Origin of the sequence: Amycolatopsis sp. CA-126428 (genome assembly GCF_002904335.1) — a bacterium.
In the GTDB taxonomy this organism is placed as follows: domain Bacteria; phylum Actinomycetota; class Actinomycetes; order Mycobacteriales; family Pseudonocardiaceae; genus Amycolatopsis.
Genome location: NZ_PPHF01000069.1, coordinates 1 through 16422, shown reverse-complemented (window position 1 = coordinate 16422; position 16422 = coordinate 1). Strand labels below are relative to the sequence as shown.

15 protein-coding genes are annotated in these 16422 nt (G+C 71.8%); 4 read left to right on the top strand and 11 right to left on the bottom strand.

Annotation, left to right across the window (positions count from 1 at the left end; all coding sequences use genetic code 11):
- Nucleotides 1-139: 139 nt before the first annotated feature.
- Entirely contained in the window at nt 140-793 is a 654-nt protein-coding gene (locus tag C2L58_RS17205; RefSeq protein ID WP_103338596.1) for a GntR family transcriptional regulator, read from the bottom strand.
- Nucleotides 794-944: 151 nt separating this feature from the next.
- Between C2L58_RS17205 and C2L58_RS17200 the strand changes: the two genes are divergently transcribed.
- The 3 genes from C2L58_RS17200 to C2L58_RS17190 all read left to right on the top strand — a co-directional run bounded on the left by C2L58_RS17200 (nt 945) and on the right by C2L58_RS17190 (nt 4427).
- The gene (locus C2L58_RS17200; protein ID WP_103338595.1) at nt 945-2366 is read left to right on the top strand and encodes an NCS1 family nucleobase:cation symporter-1; all 1422 of its coding nucleotides are present in this window, start codon (nt 945-947) and stop codon (nt 2364-2366) included.
- Complete coding sequence (locus tag C2L58_RS17195) at nt 2363-3070, top strand: aspartate/glutamate racemase family protein (protein ID WP_103338594.1); 708 nt, start codon at nt 2363-2365, stop codon at nt 3068-3070. Before C2L58_RS17200 ends, C2L58_RS17195 begins: the two co-directional genes overlap by 4 nt.
- A gap of 91 nt (nt 3071-3161) precedes the next feature.
- A complete protein-coding gene (locus C2L58_RS17190) occupies nt 3162-4427 on the top strand; it encodes an alginate lyase family protein (protein WP_233225769.1) in 1266 nt (421 codons plus the stop codon).
- Between the two features lie 66 nt (nt 4428-4493).
- Here C2L58_RS17190 and C2L58_RS17185 read toward each other — a convergent pair whose 3' ends face one another.
- The 4 genes from C2L58_RS17185 to C2L58_RS17170 form a co-directional block, all read right to left on the bottom strand.
- Nucleotides 4494-5444: a copper transporter gene (locus C2L58_RS17185; protein ID WP_103338593.1), complete on the bottom strand. Its 951-nt coding sequence runs from the start codon at nt 5442-5444 to the stop codon at nt 4494-4496.
- Nucleotides 5441-6625 (bottom strand): putative cytokinetic ring protein SteA, encoded by a 1185-nt coding sequence (steA, locus tag C2L58_RS17180; RefSeq protein ID WP_103338592.1) that lies wholly within the window; start codon nt 6623-6625, stop codon nt 5441-5443. Before steA ends, C2L58_RS17185 begins: the two co-directional genes overlap by 4 nt.
- A gap of 88 nt (nt 6626-6713) precedes the next feature.
- Nucleotides 6714-7889 carry a DUF1266 domain-containing protein gene (locus tag C2L58_RS17175; protein ID WP_103338591.1) on the bottom strand — a complete coding sequence of 392 codons (1176 nt, stop codon included), beginning with the start codon at nt 7887-7889 and terminating at the stop codon, nt 6714-6716.
- Nucleotides 7886-8872, bottom strand: a complete 987-nt coding sequence (locus C2L58_RS17170) for a zinc-binding alcohol dehydrogenase family protein (protein ID WP_103338590.1) — start codon at nt 8870-8872, stop codon at nt 7886-7888. Before C2L58_RS17170 ends, C2L58_RS17175 begins: the two co-directional genes overlap by 4 nt.
- Nucleotides 8873-8938: 66 nt before the next feature.
- On the opposite strand from C2L58_RS17170, the gene C2L58_RS17165 reads away from it, so the two are divergent.
- Nucleotides 8939-9382: a MarR family winged helix-turn-helix transcriptional regulator gene (locus C2L58_RS17165; RefSeq protein ID WP_103338589.1), complete on the top strand. Its 444-nt coding sequence runs from the start codon at nt 8939-8941 to the stop codon at nt 9380-9382.
- 6 nt (nt 9383-9388) lie between these two features.
- On the opposite strand, the gene recN is transcribed toward C2L58_RS17165, so the two are convergent.
- The 6 genes from recN to C2L58_RS49835 all read right to left on the bottom strand — a co-directional run bounded on the left by recN (nt 9389) and on the right by C2L58_RS49835 (nt 16256).
- Complete coding sequence (gene recN, locus C2L58_RS17160; protein WP_199191312.1) at nt 9389-11170, bottom strand: DNA repair protein RecN; 1782 nt, start codon at nt 11168-11170, stop codon at nt 9389-9391.
- A 90-nt stretch (nt 11171-11260) separates the two neighbouring features.
- Nucleotides 11261-12187 carry an NAD kinase gene (locus C2L58_RS17155; RefSeq protein WP_103338587.1) on the bottom strand — a complete coding sequence of 309 codons (927 nt, stop codon included), beginning with the start codon at nt 12185-12187 and terminating at the stop codon, nt 11261-11263.
- Nucleotides 12184-13011, bottom strand: coding sequence for a TlyA family RNA methyltransferase (locus C2L58_RS17150; protein WP_103338586.1), 828 nt, complete (start codon nt 13009-13011; stop codon nt 12184-12186). The genes C2L58_RS17155 and C2L58_RS17150 overlap by 4 nt, the downstream gene beginning before the upstream one ends.
- A 5-nt stretch (nt 13012-13016) precedes the next feature.
- Entirely contained in the window at nt 13017-13214 is a 198-nt protein-coding gene (locus tag C2L58_RS17145) for a hypothetical protein (RefSeq protein WP_103338585.1), read from the bottom strand.
- A gap of 17 nt (nt 13215-13231) precedes the next feature.
- The gene (locus C2L58_RS17140; RefSeq protein WP_103338584.1) at nt 13232-14203 is read right to left on the bottom strand and encodes an HAD-IIA family hydrolase; all 972 of its coding nucleotides are present in this window, start codon (nt 14201-14203) and stop codon (nt 13232-13234) included.
- Nucleotides 14196-16256, bottom strand: coding sequence for a hypothetical protein (locus C2L58_RS49835; protein ID WP_103338583.1), 2061 nt, complete (start codon nt 16254-16256; stop codon nt 14196-14198). The genes C2L58_RS17140 and C2L58_RS49835 overlap by 8 nt, the downstream gene beginning before the upstream one ends.
- Nucleotides 16257-16422 lie beyond the last annotated feature (166 nt).

Genomic DNA, 16422 nt, shown 5'->3' with positions numbered 1-16422 from the left:
ATTTCCCATGAAGCCGCTGGGAAGCGCCTGTTGGCCGGGCAGTTCCGCACTGTCGGATATGCCACTGCCGCTCAAGGAGCGAGGGCCCCGCGATCATGTTAACGCGTGAGTTGTCAGGTACGCAGCGTGACCTTCGTCATCAAGCTGTGACCTGGGGAAAGAGCGACCTCAGCGTGACGTCCCGGTTGACCCGCACGTGCTCCACCGCGGACGCCTTGGCGCGCTCGGCGTCCCCCGACGCGATCGCCTCGTAGAGCCGCCGGTGTTCGTCGAGCAGTTCGGTCCAGTGCTCGTTCTGGCTCGTGAGCCAGCGGAGCCGGCCTTCGAGGGGCTGGAGCATGGTCGTCAGCAGCGCGTTGCCCGCGATGGCGACGATCTCGTCGTGGAAGCGCGAGTTCAGCGCGGTGATCCGGGCCGCGTCACCGCGGGCCGTCGCGCGGGCGGCGTCGGCGAGCACGCGGTCGAGCCGCTTCAGCTCCGCCGCGCCCGCGCGGGCCGCCGCCAGCCCGGCGGCCAGCCCTTCGAGGGCCTCCCGGACGTCGAACAGCTCCTCGACGTCGACCCGGGCCAGCTGCCGGACGACGACCCGGCGCGGCGACTGCACGACGAGGAACCCTTCGGCCTCCAGGCTGCGGATGGCCTCCCGGACCGGGACGCGGGAGACGCCGAGGTCCTCGGCCAGCTCGCGCTCCACCAGCCGGTCACCCGGGCGGAGCCGGCCGGTCAGAATTCGTTCGCGCAGCTCGTCGCGCACCCGCTGCCGCGTGGCCGCGAGGGGTTGCCGCTCGCTCACCGGACCCCTCTCGCTCAACACCGCCGTAACACGTCGTTACCCGAGTTTATCGGCCGGAGGGTTGACGGCGGCGGACGCCGGGGTGATATTTGGGATTCCAAAGTTTGGTATCCCAAATCGCCGTCACCGCACGTCGATCGGAGGGCTCCGCATGACCGCCGCCCCGCTCACCGAACCCTCGCAAGAGACCACCCCGCCGCCCGATCCCCGCCTCTGGAACGAAGACCTCGGCCCCGCGAAGGAACGCCGGTGGAAGGTCTACGACATCTTCGCGCTGTGGATGTCCGACGTGCACAACCTCGGCAACTACACCTTCGCGGCCGGCCTGTTCGTGCTCGGCCTGTCGGCCTGGCAGGTGTTCACCGCGCTGCTGTTCGGGTTCGTGATCATCTACGTGGGCATGAACCTGATGGGCCGGATCGGCCAGCGCACCGGCGTACCGTTCCCGGTCGTGGCGCGGATCAGCTTCGGCACGTTCGGCGCCAACCTGCCCGCGCTGATCCGGGCGGTCATCGCGATCTTCTGGTACGGCATCCAGACCTACCTCGCGAGCGTCGCCATCACGCTGCTCGTGCTCGCCATCGACCCGGGCCTGAAACCCCTGACCGAACACGGCTTCCTCGGCCTGCACGCGCTGGGCTGGATCTGCTTCGTCGCGCTGTGGGCGGTCCAGGCGCTGATCCTGACCCGCGGCATGGAGTCGGTGCGCAAGTTCCAGGACTGGTGCGGCCCGGCGATCTGGGTCGTGATGATCGCGCTCGCCGTCTGGATCCTCGCCGCCGGACACTGGAACATCTCCTTCACCAGCAGCCCGAAGCAGCTGTCCACCGGCGAGCAGATCCGGCAGTGGTTCGGCGCGGCCGGGCTCATCCTGGCCACCTACGGCACGCTCATGCTCAACTTCTGCGACTTCTCCCGCTTCGCCCCGGACCAGAAGACCGTGCGGCGCGGCAACTTCTGGGGCCTGCCGATCAACTCGACGGCGTTCGCGCTGCTGTCGGTGGTCGTCACCGCGGGCAGCATGCAGGTGTTCGGCGAGGCGATCACCGACCCGGCCGAGCTGCTGTCCAAGGTGCACAACACGCCGGTGCTCATCATCGGCGCGCTGACGTTCGCGATCGCCACCATGGGCGTCAACATCGTCGCCAACTTCGTCTCCCCGGCCTACGACCTGGCCAACATCTGGCCGAAGCGGATCAGCTTCACCGTCGGCGGGATGATCAGCGCGGTGGCGGCGCTGTGCGTGCTGCCGTGGAAGCTGTACTCCTCGCCGGCGGTGGTCAACTACTTCCTCGGCGGGCTCGGCGCGTTCCTCGGCCCGCTGTTCGGCATCATGATCGTCGACTACTACCTGATCCGGCGCGGCAAGGTCGACGTCGCCCAGCTGTTCGTCGACGGCGGGATCTACCCGCGGGTGAACCCGCGCGCGCTGGTGACGTTCTTCCCGACCGCCGCGCTCGCCGCGGTGATCGCGCTGGTGCCGTACTTCGCCCCGGCCGCGCCGTACTCGTGGTTCATCGGCACGGCGTCCTCGGCTGCCCTGTACTACGCGGTTTCCAGGAAGCATCGATGAGGATCGTCGTCACCAACTGCAACACCACCGAGGCGATGACGAAGGAGATCGAAGCCGGGGCCCGCGCGGCCGCGAGCCCCGGCACCGAGATCCTCGCCCGGACGCCACGCTGGGGCCCGGAGTCGGCCGAGGGCTGGCTGGACAGCTTCCTGTCCGCCGCGGCCGTGCTGGACCTGTTGCGGGGCCTGGACGAACCGTTCGACGCCGTCGTGCTCGCCGGGTTCGGCGAGCACGGCCGCGAGGGCGCGCGCGAGCTGCTGGACGTCCCGGTCGTCGACATCACCGAGGCCGCCGCGCACCTGGCCTGCCTGCTCGGTCGCCGCTACGGCGTGGTGACCACTTTGGACCGGACGTGCGGGCTGATCGAGGACAGCCTGCACACCGCCGGCGTGGCGCAGAACTGCGTCACGGTCACCGGCGCCGGGCTCGGCGTGCTGGAGCTGACCGACGGCCGCCGGACCGAGTCGGCGTTGCTCACCGCGGGCCGCCGCGCGCGGGACGCCGGGGCGGAGGTGCTGGTGCTCGGCTGCGCGGGGATGACCGGGCTGGACCGGAAGATCGCGACGATGCTGGACATTCCCGTCATCGACGGCGTCGCGGCCGCCGTCCGGCTCGCGGAGTCGCTGGTGGCGCTCGGGCTCAAGACGAGCCGCGCGGGGTCCTACGCGAAGCCGCTGGACAAGCGCCGTACCTGGCCTGATTGACACCCGCCGCTCCGCCCGGTCAGAATCCCTGCAGCCGTACCGCCGCCCGGTGACGAGTGGGGATTTTGACGTCCCCGAAAGGGCGGTCGAAGTGCGAAGGGTGTTGGGCGCACTGGCGTTGTCGATGAGCGTGGTCCTGGTCCCGGTGAGCGGGACGGCGGTGGCCGCGTCCCCGCCGCACACCGTCGTCACCGACGGCGCCAAGCTCGCGAACGTCAAGCAAGCGATCCGCGGTGGCCACGCGACCAAGGCCCAGCGCGACGCGCTGAAGGCGGTGCTGGCCAAGGCGGACACCGCGCTCACCGCCGGGCCGTGGTCGGTCATGGACAAGCCGTCCGCGCCACCGAGCGGCGACAAGCACGACTACACGAGCCAGGCGCCCTACTGGTGGGCGAGCCAGCCGAAGACGCCGGAAAACCCGCAGGGCTGCCCGTACGTCAGCAAGGACGGCCAGCGCAACCCGGAGGCCGACGCGATCACCGACCACACCTACCGGATGTGGGCCTGGGACGCGATGTACTACCTCTCGCTGGCCTGGTACTACACCGGGGACGCGAAGTACGCGAAGCGGGCGGCGCTGGACATCCGGACGTGGTTCCTCGACCCGGCCACCCGGATGAACCCGAACATGACGTATTCGCAGATCGTGCCGTGCCGCAACACCGTGAGCGGCACCGGGATCATCGACTCCACGCAGTCGTTCAGCCAGCTGATGGACGCGTTCGCGCTCCTCGACGGCGGCGCGCCGGGCTGGACCGGGACGGACCGCTCCGGGATCAAGGCCTGGCTGACGCAGTACCTGAGCTGGATGCAGACCAGCCCGCAGGCCAAGCTGGAACTGGCCGCCACCAACAACCACGGCACGTTCCTCGACATGCAGAACGCGACGATCTCGGCGTACCTGGGGAAGCGCTCCGAAGCGAAGAAGATCGTGCTGGACGCGGAGCAGAAGCGGTTCCCGGTGCAGTTCGCCGCGGACGGCAGCCAGCCGCTCGAGCTCTCGCGCACGATGTCGTGGCACTACGTCAACTTCAACCTGACGGCGTGGGGCCGGCTGGCGGAGGTCGGCAAGAACCTCGGCGTCGACGTCTGGAAGTACCGGGCGGCGAACGGCGTGACGTTGCGGAAGGTCGTCGACCAGCTGATCCCGGCCGCGCTGCACGGCGCGGAAGTGTGGCCCCACCAGCAGATCGGCGTGTTCGACCAGTCGATCGCGGCGGACATCTTCCACGCGGCGGCCGAGGAAGCCCACGACACGGACGCGGCGAAGGCACTCAAGCAGATGCCGTTGCCCACGGGCGGCGACACATGGCCGGCGCGGGTGTCCTGCTTCCCGCTCGACCCGCCCCTCAAGTAACCGTCGTGAGTGGTAAGGCGGGTTCTAACCCGCCTTACCACTCACGACGAGCCGCGGCAGACCAAGTCAGTTGCCGGCCGGTGCGGTGACGCCCGGCGCCGGGGCCTGCGCGTTGCCCGCCACGCCGTAGCGGCCCGCGCCGCCGTCGAGCTGTTCCTTCAACGCCAGCACCGTGCTCACCCGGCCCGCCGACGTGTCCGCGTTGTCCACTGTGGACAGGATCGACGTCGCCGACGTGTCCGCCCGGACCACGCCCAGCGCGCCGGTGCCGTCGGCGGAACCGGCGTCGCCCGCCAGGACCGCGCCCGCGCCGCTGCGGTCGAGCTGCGTCGCGACCCGGGCGATCGTCGCCGCGCGGTCGCCCGCGCCGTCGCCGGTCGCCTGGGCGCCGGTGAGCACGATCGCCAGCTGCGCCGGCTTGACGTCCTGGCTCGCCTTGACGAACCCGCCGTCGGTGAGGCCGCTCAGCGCCGCCGCCAGTTCCTCCGGCGAGGACTGCGGTTTCGCCGTGGTCTTGTCCAGCAGCAGCACCGAGCCGAGCAGCGCGCCGGCGAGCGTGCCGGAGTCGCCCGCGGTCGGGAACTTCGAACCGGCCGGCTGCAGCCGCGTGACGACGTCGCGCAGCTGGTCGGCCTTCCCGGGGTCGGCGAACGCCGCCGTCAGCTGCACCTCACCGGTCACCGCGGCCCCGGCCTGGCCGATCAGCTGCTTGACCGCGTCCCGGTCGGCCGGGCGCGCGTCTTCGGTGGTCACCAGCACGACCGACCGCTTGTCGAGCACACCGGCGACGACCTTCGGGCCCATCGAGCCGGCGAAGGCGTCGGCGTCGGCCAGCCGGGCGTTGAGCGCGTTGCGCTGCGCCTCCAGGTCGGCGACCTGGCTGCCGAGGTCCTTCTTCTCCCCCGCCAGCCCGGACAGCAGCGAGCCGTTGAGCGCCGTCGAGCCGAGCACGACGCCGACGGCCAGCGCGAGGAAGCAGGCGGCGATGGAAACTACGTGGTAGCGCAGCGAAATCACGTGAACAGTCCCTTGGCCCAGGCGAAGAACGAAGTCCAGGTGTGCCGGAGCCAGTCGAGGTAGACCGAGCCCACGTCGGACACCAGCAGCGCCGCGGCGACCACCACCACGGCGGCGAGGACGAGCAGGACGACCGAGCCGATCGACACCCGGTTGCGGTGCAGCGTCGCCACCGCCTTGCCGTCGACGAGCTTCGTGCCCAGCTTCAGCCGGGTCAGGAACGTCGACGGGTTCGAACCGGACCGGCCGTGGTCGAGGAATTCGCGCAGCGTGGCCTGGAAGCCGACGGTGACGACCAGGGTCGCGCCGTGCGCGTCGGCCAGCAGCAGGGCGAGGTCTTCGGCGTTGCCGGACGCCGGGAACGTCACCGCGCCGATGCCGAGGTCCTGGATGCGCTCGACACCGGGCGCGTGCCCGTCGGGCTGGGCGGGCACGACGACCTCGCCGCCGCCGCGCAGGGTCGCGGTGCCGATGCCGGTGGGGTCGCCGACGACGACGTCCGGCTGGTAGCCCTGCACGCGCAGGGTGTCGGCGCCGGCGTCGACACCGATCAGCACCGGGCGGTGCTCGACGATGTACTTCTTGAGCTTCTTCAGGTCCTCGGCGTGCCCATTGCCGCCCGCGACGACCAGCACGTGCCGGTCCCGCAGCGGCACCTTCAGCTCGGGGACGCCGACGCCGTCGAGGATCAGGGTGCGCTCGCGGCGCAGGAATTCGATGGTGTTGGCCGAGAACGCCTCCAGCTGCGTCGACATCCCGGCTTTCGCCTCGATCATCTGGTCGGCGACGCTCTCGATGGTCTGCTCGATGCCGGAGGCGACCTGCCGTTCGCCGATGTAGACGACGCCGTCGAGCAGCCGCAGCTTCGTGCCGTCCTTGATCGAGCGCAGCAGCTCGCCGCCGACCGAATCGACGAGCGGGATACCGGCGGCGACGAGGATCTCCGGCCCCATGTTGGGAAACCGGCCGGAAATCGACGGCGACGCGTTGACCACGCCCGCGACCTCGGCCTCGACCAGGGCGTCGGCCGTCGCGCGGTCGAGGTCCAGCTGGTCGAGCACGACGATGTCGCCGGGACTGATCCGGCGCAGCAGCTCGCGGGTGCGGCGGTCGACCCGGGCGACCCCGGTGATCCCCGGCAGGGGTTCTTGATTCCGCGTGAGCAGACCCGTGAGCTTCATGTGGCCGATGGTGACAAATTTGCTCGTGGGACGAGCTACGCCACGCCGTAGCCGGGGTGACTCGTTGTGGTGACCTCCCCCGCACGGGTCAGGCCTCCGACTCCTCCGACAGCGAGCCGAAATCGAGGTTCAGCCAGGGGCTGGCCGGATCCTGAAGGAGCTGGTGGTGGACGCGCACGGCCGCCGGGTACCACTCGCCGAACTCGTCCTCGCCGGCGTCCAGCACCCGGCCCATGACGTACCCCGCCGACAGGTCGGCCCATGACTGGTGGTAGCGGCGGGCGAGGGAACCGGCTTCGAGCACCATCAGCTCGGCGCTCAGCGCGTCGCAGTACCCGGCCGCCAAGCCCCCGCGGGCGATGGTGACCGCCCGGCCGACGTCCCAGGACAGCGCCGTCGTCACGCAGCCGTCCGGGTCGACCAGGCCGTCGGCGCGCAGCCGCCGCTCGTACCGGGACACCCGGCGGACGGTGTCCCGCAGCTCGCCGGCCTGGTCGGCGGCGTCGTTCTCCGCGCACCACCGGTCCACCAGCTGCGCCCAGGTCAGCGGATCGAACTCGGCCCCCGGCAGCCCGTACTCGGCGGCGAACCGCAGACGCAGCATGAGGACCAGGTTGCCGGGCGTCAGCGCGTAGCCGTCGCCGACCAGGTCGGTCATGGTCGCGCGCCAGCCGGCCGGGTCGGGCACGCCCCACCAGTCCCGCAGGCTGCGCACCTCGGCGACGTAGTCGTGGTAGCGGCCGTCGAGGAGGTTCCAGGGCGCCGCGTTGAGCACGGCCAGGTGGGCACCGCAGGCCAGCGCGTGCGCGATCGGCCCCTCGAGGTGCCCGTACGGCGCGGTGATCAGCCGCTCGACCTGCTCCTCGAGCGGCGTGACGTCGCCCGCGTGCGCGTCGAGCCACGGCTGCAGCGTCGCCCCCGGCAGCCGCCACTCGGCACGGGTGCCGCGGTTGAACACCACGCGCTCGTGCCGCCCGACGCCGTCGACCGCCCAGTCGAGCGCGCCGCTCATGGCGACGACGTCCGGGCCGAAGTCCGGCAGCGCGCCGCGGCTGAAGACCTGCAGGAACTCGTCGCCGCCGGTCTCGAAGTAGACGTTCGGGAAGGTCTCCGCCCGCTCGTCGAGGATGCTGCGGGCGTCCACCCGCCGGATGGGCACGAACAGCTCCTCGCCCGCGAGCAGGCCGAGGTAGCGGTCGAGGTCGCCGTCCCGCCGCGCGGCGGCGAGCTGGGCTTCGACATCGGCGGGCGGCGGCAGGATCACGGGGCGGCTCCCTCCGCTCGGCCGGTCAGCACGACGAGCTTGCCCGCCGTCCGGTTGTGCTCCAAGTCGTCGTGCGCCTGCCGGATCTCGTCCATGGCGTACACCTTGGCCGGGCCGAGGCTCGCTTCGCCGTCGGCGATCCGGTCGAGGTGGCGCTGGAGGACGGAGGCCGGCAGGTCGTCCGCCTCACCACCATAAGCGGTCAACCGCACGCCGGTGGGAAGGTAGCCGATCGGATAGAAGTTCGAGATCGTCCACTGGTTGGACAGCATGCCGCTGAAGCAGACGGTCCCGTGCACGCGGGTGGCGTTCAAGGTGTCCGGCAGGGTCGGGGTGCCGACGAGTTCGAGCGCGGCGTCGACGCCCGCGGGAGCGATCTTCCGGACCTGCCCGGCAACGTTCCCGTCGTCCAGCAGGGGGTGGTCGACGCCGTGTTCGCGCAGGATTTCGATGCGTCCGGGCTGCCGGGTGGTCGCGAAGACGGTGGCGCCGAGGTCTTTCGCCAGGGTCGCGGTGGCGAACCCGAGCGCGGACGTGCCCCCGCGGATCAGCAGCGTCTGGCCTTCCCGCAGGTCGAGGCCGGTGGTGAGCGAGCCGTACGCGGTCTGCAGCGTCTCCGGGACCTGGCCGAGGACCTCCCACGGCAGGGCGGAGCGGAACGGGATGACCTGATTTTCGGGCACGAGCGTGTATTCGGCGTAGCCGCCGTCGAAGGTGCGGCCCATGCCACCCATCATGGTGGCGACCTGCTGGCCGGGCGTGAAGTCACCGCCGGCGTCGACGATCCCGACGGCTTCGATCCCGGGCACGCGCGGGAACGTGACGCCGTCGGCCAGCCCGAGCCGGGTGTGCAGCTCGGACCGGTTGAGGCCGAACGCCTTGACGGCGATCCGGACCCAGCCGGGTTTCACCTCGGGCAGCGGAAGTTCGGTGAGTTCGAGGTTTTCGACGGGACCGGGTTCCCGGAGTACCACCGCGCGCATCCTGGGTCCTTTCTTCGCAAGCGAACAGTCCGCACAACAACTGTTCGCGCGAGTAGTATTCCCGAGGTGAGCCTTTCCCCAGAGCACGACGCGGCGTGGCGGGGATTCCTGCGGTCTTCGGCGCTGCTGCTGCGGGTGCTGGACGCCGAACTGCGCGCCGCGCACGGGATGTCGCACCGCACATACGACGCACTGGTGCAGCTGTCGGAGGCCCCGGAGCGGCGGCTGCACATGAAGGACCTGGCCGACGCCCTGGTGCACAGCCCCAGCGGCCTGACCCGGATCGTCGACGGCCTCGAGTCGGCAGGTTACGCCCGCCGGGAGCCGGACCCGGCCAACCGCCGGTCCACGCTGGTGGTGCTGACCGACGAAGGCCTGGCGGCGCTGGAGGCGGCCTGGCCCACGCACGTGCGCGGAGTGCGGCGGCACTTCGCCGACCGGATGACCGGCGAGCAGGCGCGCGTGCTGGCGGAGGTGTTCCGCGACATCAGCACGGATCTCGAGGACTGAGGGCCGTTACTTCTTCTTCGCCGCGCGCTTCTTCTTCGGCTCGAACTCCGTCTTGTCCTTCTCCGCCGTAGCCAGCAGTTCCTCCGCGTGGGCCCGGCCCGTCTCGTTGTCCATGCCGGCGAGCATCCGGGCCAGCTCGCTGACCCGCTCGGTCTGGCTCAGGTTCTTCACACCGCTTCGCGTCACCCCGCCGGTGTGGCCCTTGTCCACCACCAGGTGCTGGTCCGCGAACGCCGCGACCTGCGGGAGGTGCGTCACCACCAGAACCTGGTGGGTCCGGGCCAGCCGGGCCAGGCGGCGGCCGATCTCGACCGCCGCGCGGCCGCCGACACCCGCGTCGACCTCGTCGAACACCAGCGTCTGGACCGTGTCCGCGTGCGCCAGCACGACCTCGATCGCCAGCATCACCCGCGACAGCTCGCCGCCCGAGGCGGCCTTGTGGACCGGCAGCGGCGGCGCGCCGTCGTGCGCGCGCAGCAGGAGCTCGACGTCGTCGACGCCGTCCGGGCCCGCGTGCACCGCGCGGCCGTCGATGGTCAGCGCGTGCGTGTCGCCGTGCTCGGCCGGGCGCTGCTCGACCGTCACCTCGATCGCCGCCTGGCCCATCGCCAGCCCGGACAGCTCACTGGTGATTTCCGCCGCCAGCGCCGCGGCGGCGTCGACTCGCGCCGCCGACACTTCGGACGCGTGCGCGGCCAGCTGGATCGCGAGCTGGTCACGCCGCAGCGCCAGCTCGGCGAGCGCCTCCTCCGACGTGTCCATGGTTTCCAGCCGGCGCCGGGCGTCGTCGGCCCAGGCGAGCACGCCGTCGACGTCCGCCGCGTACTTGCGGGTCAGCCGCTTGAGGTCGGACTGGCGGGCCAGCACCTTCTCCAGCAGTGCCGGGTCGGCGTCCAGCGTCTCGACGTAGTTGCCCAGCTCGGCGCCGACGTCGGTGAGCAGCACCGACGCCTCTTCCAGCCGCGGTGCCAGCTCCCGCAGCGCGGCGTCCTCCGCCGTCGAAAGGCGCCGCAGCGCCTCCGAAACCAGGCCCATCGCGCCCGGCGCGTCCGGGTCGCCGTCCGGGGAGCCGGACACCGCGACGTGCGCTTCGGTCGCCGTCGCGCGCAGCTCGTCGACCGCCGCGAGCCGCTTGATCCGGTCGGTGAGCTCGACGTCCTCGCCCGGCTGCGGCGCGACGGCGTCGATCTCGGTCAGTCCGTGCTTGAGCAGGTCGGCCTGCTGGGCCATCTCCCGCGAGCGCGTCGACCGCTCGGTCAGCTCCGCGATCACCGCCAGCCACTCCGACCGAATCTCCTGGTAGGTGCGCAGGGGCTTCGCCACCGAGTCGCCGGCGAACCGGTCGATCACCGCGCGCTGCTCGGCCGGCCGCAGCAGCCGCAGCTGGTCGTTCTGCCCGTGCACCGCGATCAGCTGTTCCGACAGCTCCGCGAGCACGCCGACCGGCACGGACCGGCCGCCGAGGTGGGCGCGGGACCGCCCGTCGACAGCGACCGCGCGCAGCGCGATCACGCTGCCGTCCTCGTCCACGTCCGCGCCCGAATCGACGACGATCCGCTCGGCGCCTTCGACGCCGGCGTAGGTGAACCGCCCTTCGACGAACGCTTTGAGCATTCCCGTCCGGACCTTGGACACCTCGGCTCGGCCCCCGGACAGCAGGTGCAGTCCGGTGACGACCATGGTCTTGCCCGCACCCGTTTCACCGGTCACGACGGTGAAGCCCGCGTGCAGTTCCAGCAGGGCGTCCTCGATGACTCCGAGGCCCTGGATGCGCATCTCGGCCAGCACGCCGCCTACGGTAGCGGCCACCACCGACACTCTGCGCGCGCGGGCACCCGGCGAGTCGCCGATATGTTCGAACAATGCGCCAAGCGGAGGTTACTCACAGGGGCGCGCGTGCCGCTCCCGCCAGCTCTTCACCGGCAACGAGAACTTCTGCACCAGGCGGTCGGTGAACGGGCCGTCCCACAGCCGGACCAGCCGGACCGGCGTCTTGCCGCAGGTCACCCGCACCCGCGCGCCCGGCGGCAGGTCGATCGGCCGGGTCCCGTCGCAGGTCAGCACCGCGGACGAGCCGTCCGGGTCGATCCCGACGGTGATCACCGAGTCGCGGGAGACGACCAGCGGCCGCGCGAACATCGCGTGCGCGTTGCTCGGCACCACCAGCAGCGCCTGGACGTCCGGCCAGATGATCGGGCCGCCCGCCGAAAACGCGTACGCGGTCGAGCCGGTCGGTGTGGCGCACAGCACACCGTCGCAGCCGAAGGCGGACACCGGGCGGCCGTCGACCTCGATCAGCGCGTCCAGCACCCGCTCCCGGGTGCTCTTCTCGACGCTGGCTTCGTTGAGCGCCCAGGTGCGGGCCACCTCTTCGCCGTCGTGGGTGACCGAGACGTCGATGGTCATCCGCTCTTCGACCTGGTAATCGCCGTCGACCACCCGCTGGACGGTGTCGGGCAGCGCGTCGGAGTCGGCTTCGGCGAGGAAGCCGACGCGCCCGAGGTTCACGCCCAGCACCGGCACGCCGGCCGGCCGGGCCAGCTCGGCCGCGCGCAGCAGCGTGCCGTCGCCGCCGAGGACGAAGACCAGCTCGACGCCGTCGGCGGGGTTGTCGTCCGGGTCGACGACCGTGCAGGTCGCGCCGAGGCCGTGCTCCTCGGGGCTGATCAGCGCGCAGACGTCGTGCTCGGTCACCCGGATCCGGATGCCGGCCTTGGCGAAGCGCGCCGAAACCTCGCGCGCGGCTTCGCCCGTCGCTTCGCGATCGGGGTGCACCATCAGGAGCACTTCACGTTCGGTGGTCATGCGGGCCCTTCCTCGACGGCGGTCCGGACGAGCCGCTCGGCCTCAGACCTGTCTACCGTGTCCACAGTGGACTCGGCCACCTGTTCTTTCTTGAGCCACACGAAGTATTCGACGTTCCCGGACGGCCCGGGCAGCGGGCTGGCGGTCACCCCGCGCAGCGCGAGCCCGAGTTTCGCGGCCTCGTCGATGACGGTGAGCACGGATTCGGCGCGCAGTTCGGGGTCCCGGACGACGCCGCCGCTGCCGAGGCGGTCCTTGCCCACCTCGAACTGCGGTTTCACCATCGGTACCAGGTCGGCGCCGTCGCGCGCGCAGGCGGCGAGCGCGGGCAGCACGAGCTTGAGCGAGATGAAGCTCAGGTCCCCGACGATCAGGTCGACCCGGCCGCCGAGATCTTCGGGGGTGAGGTTGCGGACGTTCGTGCGATCCATGACCACCACCCGGTCGTCGGTCCGGATCCGCCAGTCCAGCAGCCCCCGGCCGACGTCGGCGGCGATCACGGTCGCGGCGCCGTGGCGGAGCAGGACGTCGGTGAAGCCGCCGGTGGACGCGCCGGCGTCGAGGCAGCGCTTGCCCTCGACGCTCAGGTCCGTGAACGCCGCCAGGGCGCCGAGGAGCTTGTGCGCGCCGCGCGAGGCCCAGCCGGGGTCGTCTTCGTCCTTGACGACGATCGGCGCGCCGGATTCCACGCCGGTGGCGGGCTTGGTCGCGACCATGCCGCGGACGGTGACCTTGCCGCCGGCGATCAGGGCGGAAGCCTGCTCGCGCGAGCGGGCGAGGCCGCGCCGAACCAGTTCCGCGTCGAGGCGGGCCCGCTTGGGCACGCCGATCAGACCTTGTCGATGCTGGACAGGGCGACCGTCAGCTCGGTGTGCACGGCGTCGAAGCGCTCGACGTGCTCCGCGAGCGGCAGCGCGTCCAGGTCGGCCAGCCCGGCGACGGCTTCGTCGATGCCGGCTCGCGGGTCGGTCTGCGGCGAGAACGAACCGGGCGGCGGGCCCGGGACGGGAAAGGGGTGGTCCTGCACAGTGCAAACGGTATCAGTCAGCGGTCGCCCAGCCGCGCCTCGGCGTCGCCGCCGAGCTTCGTGACGCCGGTTTCCCAGGCCGTGTGGCAGAGCGCCCGGAGCAGGTCCAGGTCGTCGCCGTCACCCGTTGCGGTGAGGACGCCGCCCTCGGTGCTGACGGTCCAGCCCGGCCGGGGACCGATCTTGAGGTCCTCGGCCGGCTGAGTGAGCGCCGTGAGGTCGTGGGCGAGGTAGGTGGCCCGCTCGGCCGGGGCCGCCTCGATCAGCTGCTTCGGCGTCGCCACGCCGGACAGGACGACCAGGGAGTCGATGCCCGCGGCGACCGCACCGGCGATGTCGGTGTCGAGCCGGTCGCCGACGACCAGCGGCCGCTCCGCACCGGCCGACCGCGCGGCGGTGTCGAACAGCAGCGGCTGCGGCTTTCCCGCGACCAGGGGTTCGGCATCGGTGGCGGTGCGCAGCGCGGCGACCATCGAGCCGTTGCCGGGCAGCAGGCCGCGCTCGCTGGGCAGCGTCGCGTCGACGTTGCAGGCCACCCACAGCGCACCGGCGCGGATGGCCAGGCAGGCCTCGGCCAGCGCGGCCCAGGTGTTGTCCGGCGAGTGCCCCTGGACGACGGCCCGGACACCGTCGCCGTTTTCCCGCACCGCCTTGAGCCCCGCCTGCGCCACTTCGGCAGCAAGCGACTCGGTCCCGACGACGAGGACCTCGGCGCCGCCGTCGAGCCGTTCCTTCAGCAGCTGCACGCCGGCTTGGGCGCTGGTGTGCACCTCATCGGTCCCGGCGGGCACGCCGAGCCCGGTGAGGTGCGCGACGACCTCGTCGGGTGCTTTGGAGGCGTTGTTCGTGACGAACCGGACGGGCGTGCCGTGCTCCCGCGCGGCCCGCACCGTCTCCGGGGCACCCGGGATCACCCGGGTGCCGTGGTAGACGGTGCCGTCGAGGTCGAAGAGGACCGCGTCGTAGGCCGCGAGGAGGGCGTCACTCATCGGTCGCTTCGGTGTCCTTGTCCTCGGCAGCCTTTTCGTCGGCGTTCTCGTTCGACAGGTCGGCAGCGCGCTCCGCGGCGTCGGTCTCGTCCTCGGCGTCGGCCTCGGCGGCGTTGAGGAACCACCGGATGGCCTCGTCCTTGCGCCCGGCGGCCGCGAGGTTGTCGGCGTAGGCGTAGAAGAGCCGCGCGCTCCACGGGTCACGCTTCTCGGCCTTGAGGTCGTCACCCTGCAGCGAGACGACGGCGGCGTCCAGCTGCCCCAGGTCCCGCCGCGCCCCGGCCGCGACGATCGCGAGCTCGACCTGGACGGCCTTCGCGAGCTTCGTCGTGTCGGCTTCCTTCGCGAGATCGAGCGCCCGCTCCGGACGGCCGAGCGCGCGCTCGGCGTCGGCGATGATGGCGATGTGGTCGTCGCTGCGGGTCATCCGCCGGACGGCCCGCAGTTCGGAGAGGGCTTCGGACCAGTTGCCGGCGTGGTAGGCGACCAGGCCGAGGGCTTCGCGCACGATCGGCACGCGCGAGGCCTTGGCCTTGGCGTACTTGGCGTGCTCGAGAGCGGCCTCGGGATCGCTGTCGATCAGCCCACCGGCGGCGACGAGGTGCTTCCCGACGGTCTCGGCCAAGCCCTTCGGCAGCGTCCGCAGCTCGCGGCGGGCTTCCTCGTCGAGGTCGGAGAACTCGATGTCCTCGGGAAGCTCGGGCGCTTCGAGCAGCTCCCGGGCGAGCGCTTCGTCGTCGAGCGGGGCGCCGACCTTCGGCCGCGGGTCCCGGCGGGGCCGGTCGCTCTGGCTGCGGCTGTCGCGGGCGTAGGGCTTGCCGGAGTCGCGGAAGCCGCCACCGGTGCGCTCGCCGCGGTTCTCCCGGCTGCCGTCCCGGCTGTCGCTGCGGGAGTCGTCGCGCCGCTGGTAGCTGCCGCGCCCGCGGTCATCCGAACGGGCAGCACCCGTCCGGGTACCACGGTCATCGTCGCGACGCTGGTAACCGCCACGCTCACCGCGCGAATCGTCGCGCCGGTCATCGGAGCGGGAGCCACCGGTGCTGCCACCGCGATCATCGCGACGCTGGTAGCTGCCACGGGAGTCGTCGCGACGGTCGCTGCCACCACGGCCCCGGTCATCCGAACGGAAACCGCCGGTGCTGCCATCGCGGCGCTGGTAACCACCGCTCGAACTGTCGCGCCGGTCGCTGCCGCCCGAGCGGAAGCCACCGGTGCTCCCACCGCGGTCATCGCGGCGCTGGTAGCTGCCACGTGAATCGTCGCGACGGTCGCTGCCGCCCGAGCGGAAGCCACCGGTGCTCCCACCGCGGTCGTCCCGGCGCTGGTAACCACCACTCGAACTGTCACGCCGGTCGCTGCCACCCGAGCGGAAACCACCCGTCCGGGGGCCACGCGAATCGTCGCGGTCTTGGCCGCCGCGGGCGCGGTCGTCCGAACGGAAGCCTCCCGGGCGGCTGCCGCGGTCGTCGTCGCGGCGGCCGGAACCGCCGCGGTCCTCCCAGCGGGGCTTGCGGTCGCCGTAGGACGACTTGCCCTGCGGCCGGCCGCCGCGGTCTTCGTAGCCGCGGCCCGAGCTGTCGTTGCGGGTGCCCGAACGGCTGTTGCCCCGGTCCTCGTACCGGCTCCCCGGCCGGCCGGTGCCACGGTCGTCGGAACGGCCGCCGCCGGAGCGGCTCGGGCCGTCGGAGAAGCGGCTGCCACCCGGGCGGCCGCCGGACGGGCGGCCGGCGGAGTCGCGGTTGCCGTAGCCGCCCTTGCGGTCGTCGCGGTCGCTGAAGCTGCGGCCGCCACTACGGCTCTGACCTGCGGATCCTCCGCGCTGATCACGGTCACGGGGACCGTCGCCGCCGCGGAAGGGCTTGCTGCCGCCGCGGACGCCGTGGTCATCGCGGCGCGGGCGCCCCTGGTGCGTGCTGTCGCGGCCGCCGCGGTCCTGCCGCGCGCCGCGCCGGTCTCCCCCGGATCCGTCCGACCGGCCCCGGGAGCCTTCGTCCCGGCGTGCCGACCGGCCGGACCCATCATCGCTTGAGTCTCGTCGACCGAACTCGGACACCTGGCCTCCTGCCATGGAAAAAATCTTGTTCTGGACATACGCGTACGGCCCGTCAGGGCAGCCAACTGGCTATCCTAACGGGCCGTACGGAAGGTAAGTTCGGCGGTGTCCTACTCTCCCACAACCCTTCGGTTGCAGTACCATCGGCGCTGTCAGGCTTAGCTTC

Coding starts and splice junctions, on each gene's coding strand:
- C2L58_RS17200 (WP_103338595.1), top strand. CDS start 945: ATGACCGCCGCCCCGCTCACCGAACCCTCGCAAGAGACCACCCCGCCG.
- C2L58_RS17195 (WP_103338594.1), top strand. CDS start 2,363: ATGAGGATCGTCGTCACCAACTGCAACACCACCGAGGCGATGACGAAG.
- steA (WP_103338592.1), bottom strand. CDS start 6,625: ATGAAGCTCACGGGTCTGCTCACGCGGAATCAAGAACCCCTGCCGGGG.
- C2L58_RS17170 (WP_103338590.1), bottom strand. CDS start 8,872: ATGCGCGCGGTGGTACTCCGGGAACCCGGTCCCGTCGAAAACCTCGAA.
- C2L58_RS17155 (WP_103338587.1), bottom strand. CDS start 12,187: ATGACCACCGAACGTGAAGTGCTCCTGATGGTGCACCCCGATCGCGAA.
- C2L58_RS17140 (WP_103338584.1), bottom strand. CDS start 14,203: ATGAGTGACGCCCTCCTCGCGGCCTACGACGCGGTCCTCTTCGACCTC.